Origin of the sequence: Aliiroseovarius sp. PTFE2010 (assembly GCF_049943335.1) — a bacterium.
Lineage (GTDB): Bacteria > Pseudomonadota > Alphaproteobacteria > Rhodobacterales > Rhodobacteraceae > JBNFVY01.
On the sequence record NZ_JBNFVY010000031.1, the window covers coordinates 1 to 1,762 of the forward strand.

The following is a 1,762-nucleotide window of genomic DNA, read 5'->3' on the forward strand; positions in this document are numbered from 1 at the left end:
GGAGATACCGTGATGAAGGTACTTGTACCTGTCAAGCGCGTGATCGACTACAACGTTAAGGTTCGTGTGAAAGCGGACGGAAGCGGTGTCGATCTTGCCAACGTCAAGATGTCGATGAACCCATTCGACGAAATCGCCGTGGAAGAGGCTATCCGCCTGAAAGAAGCCGGAAAAGCCGACGAAGTCGTGGCCGTTTCCATCGGCGTCAAACAGGCGCAGGAAACGCTGCGCACGGCTTTGGCCATGGGTGCGGATCGCGCGATTTTGGTTGTGGCTGCCGATGATGTCCACCAGGACATCGAACCGCTGGCCGTGGCCAAGATCCTGAAAGCCGTCGTCGATGAAGAACAGCCAGGGCTGGTTTTCTGCGGCAAGCAGGCGATTGACAACGACATGAACGCCACCGGCCAAATGCTGTCGGCGCTTCTGGGCTGGTCGCAGGCGACCTTTGCGTCAGAAGTGGACATCGACGGCGATAACGCCAAAGTAACCCGCGAAGTCGACGGCGGTCTGCAAACCATTTCGGTGAAGATGCCGGCCATCATTTCCGTGGACCTGCGCCTGAACGAGCCGCGCTATGCGTCGCTGCCCAACATCATGAAGGCCAAGAAAAAGCCGCTGGATGAAAAAACCGCTGCCGATTACGGCGTCGATGTTTCGCCGCGCCTTGAGGTCGTCAAGACCCAGGAACCGGCCGAACGCTCGGCGGGCATCATCGTGGAATCGGTCGATGAACTGGTTGCGAAACTCAAAGAAGCGGGGGCTGTGTAATGGCTGTTCTTCTCCTTGCCGAAGTGACCAATGGCGAACTGGCGATGGACGCCACCGCCAAGGCCGTGACCGCCGCCAAGGCGATCGGTGATGTCACCGTGCTGTGCGCCGGTGCCTCTGCGGCCGCCGCTGGCGATGCCGCTGCCACCATCGACGGCGTGTCCAAAGTGCTGGTCGCCGAAGACGAAAGCCTCGGCCACCGTCTGGCAGAACCGACCGCGGCGCTGATCGTAAGCCTTGCAGGCGAATACGAGCATATCGTTGCGCCGGCCACCACCGATGCGAAAAACGTCATGCCGCGCGTCGCTGCGCTGTTGGATGTGATGGTGCTGTCGGATGTGTCGGCTGTTGTGGACGGGGCGACCTTTGAACGCCCGATCTACGCCGGCAACGCGGTACAGACGGTAAAAACATCGGACGCCAAGAAGGTCATCACCTTCCGCACCGCGACCTTTGACGCAGCAGGGACCGGCGGTTCGGCCTCTGTTGAAACCGTCGGCGCCGCAGACAATCCGGGCCTGTCGGAATGGATCGAAGACAAGGTTGCCGAAAGCGACCGCCCCGAACTGACTTCGGCTGGCATCGTTGTGTCGGGCGGCCGTGGTGTCGGGTCTGAAGAAGACTTCAAAATCATCGAAGCGCTGGCCGACAAGCTGGGCGCGGCAGTTGGTGCGTCCCGCGCAGCGGTCGATTCCGGGTACGCCCCGAACGACTGGCAGGTGGGGCAGACCGGCAAGGTGGTCGCACCCGATCTTTACGTGGCTGTCGGGATCTCGGGGGCGATTCAGCACCTTGCTGGCATGAAGGATTCCAAGATCATCGTCGCGATCAACAAGGACGAAGAGGCGCCGATCTTCCAGGTCGCCGACTACGGTCTTGTGGCCGATCTCTTCACCGCGGTGCCAGAGCTGACCGAAAAACTCTGACCCGCCGCCAAAGCAAAACCCGAAAAGGCCCGCCAAAAAGGCGGGCCTTTTTGCGTAGGCCGTGT

Annotated in this window: 2 protein-coding genes; both read left to right on the forward strand. The window is 60.7% G+C overall.

Annotated elements, in window-relative coordinates; genetic code table 11:
- The first annotated feature begins 12 nt into the window (after nt 1–12).
- The gene (locus ACP2AV_RS15630; protein WP_426373696.1) at nt 13–771 is read left to right on the forward strand and encodes an electron transfer flavoprotein subunit beta/FixA family protein; all 759 of its coding nucleotides are present in this window, start codon (nt 13–15) and stop codon (nt 769–771) included.
- Nucleotides 771–1,697: an electron transfer flavoprotein subunit alpha/FixB family protein gene (locus tag ACP2AV_RS15635; RefSeq protein WP_426373695.1), complete on the forward strand. Its 927-nt coding sequence runs from the start codon at nt 771–773 to the stop codon at nt 1,695–1,697. The genes ACP2AV_RS15630 and ACP2AV_RS15635 overlap by 1 nt, the downstream gene beginning before the upstream one ends.
- Nucleotides 1,698–1,762: the final 65 nt, after the last annotated feature.

Bases quoted from the DNA above. Each gene is read 5' to 3' on its own strand.
- ACP2AV_RS15630 (WP_426373696.1), top strand. From the start codon at position 13: ATGAAGGTACTTGTACCTGTCAAGCGCGTGATCGACTACAACGTTAAG.
- ACP2AV_RS15635 (WP_426373695.1), top strand. From the start codon at position 771: ATGGCTGTTCTTCTCCTTGCCGAAGTGACCAATGGCGAACTGGCGATG.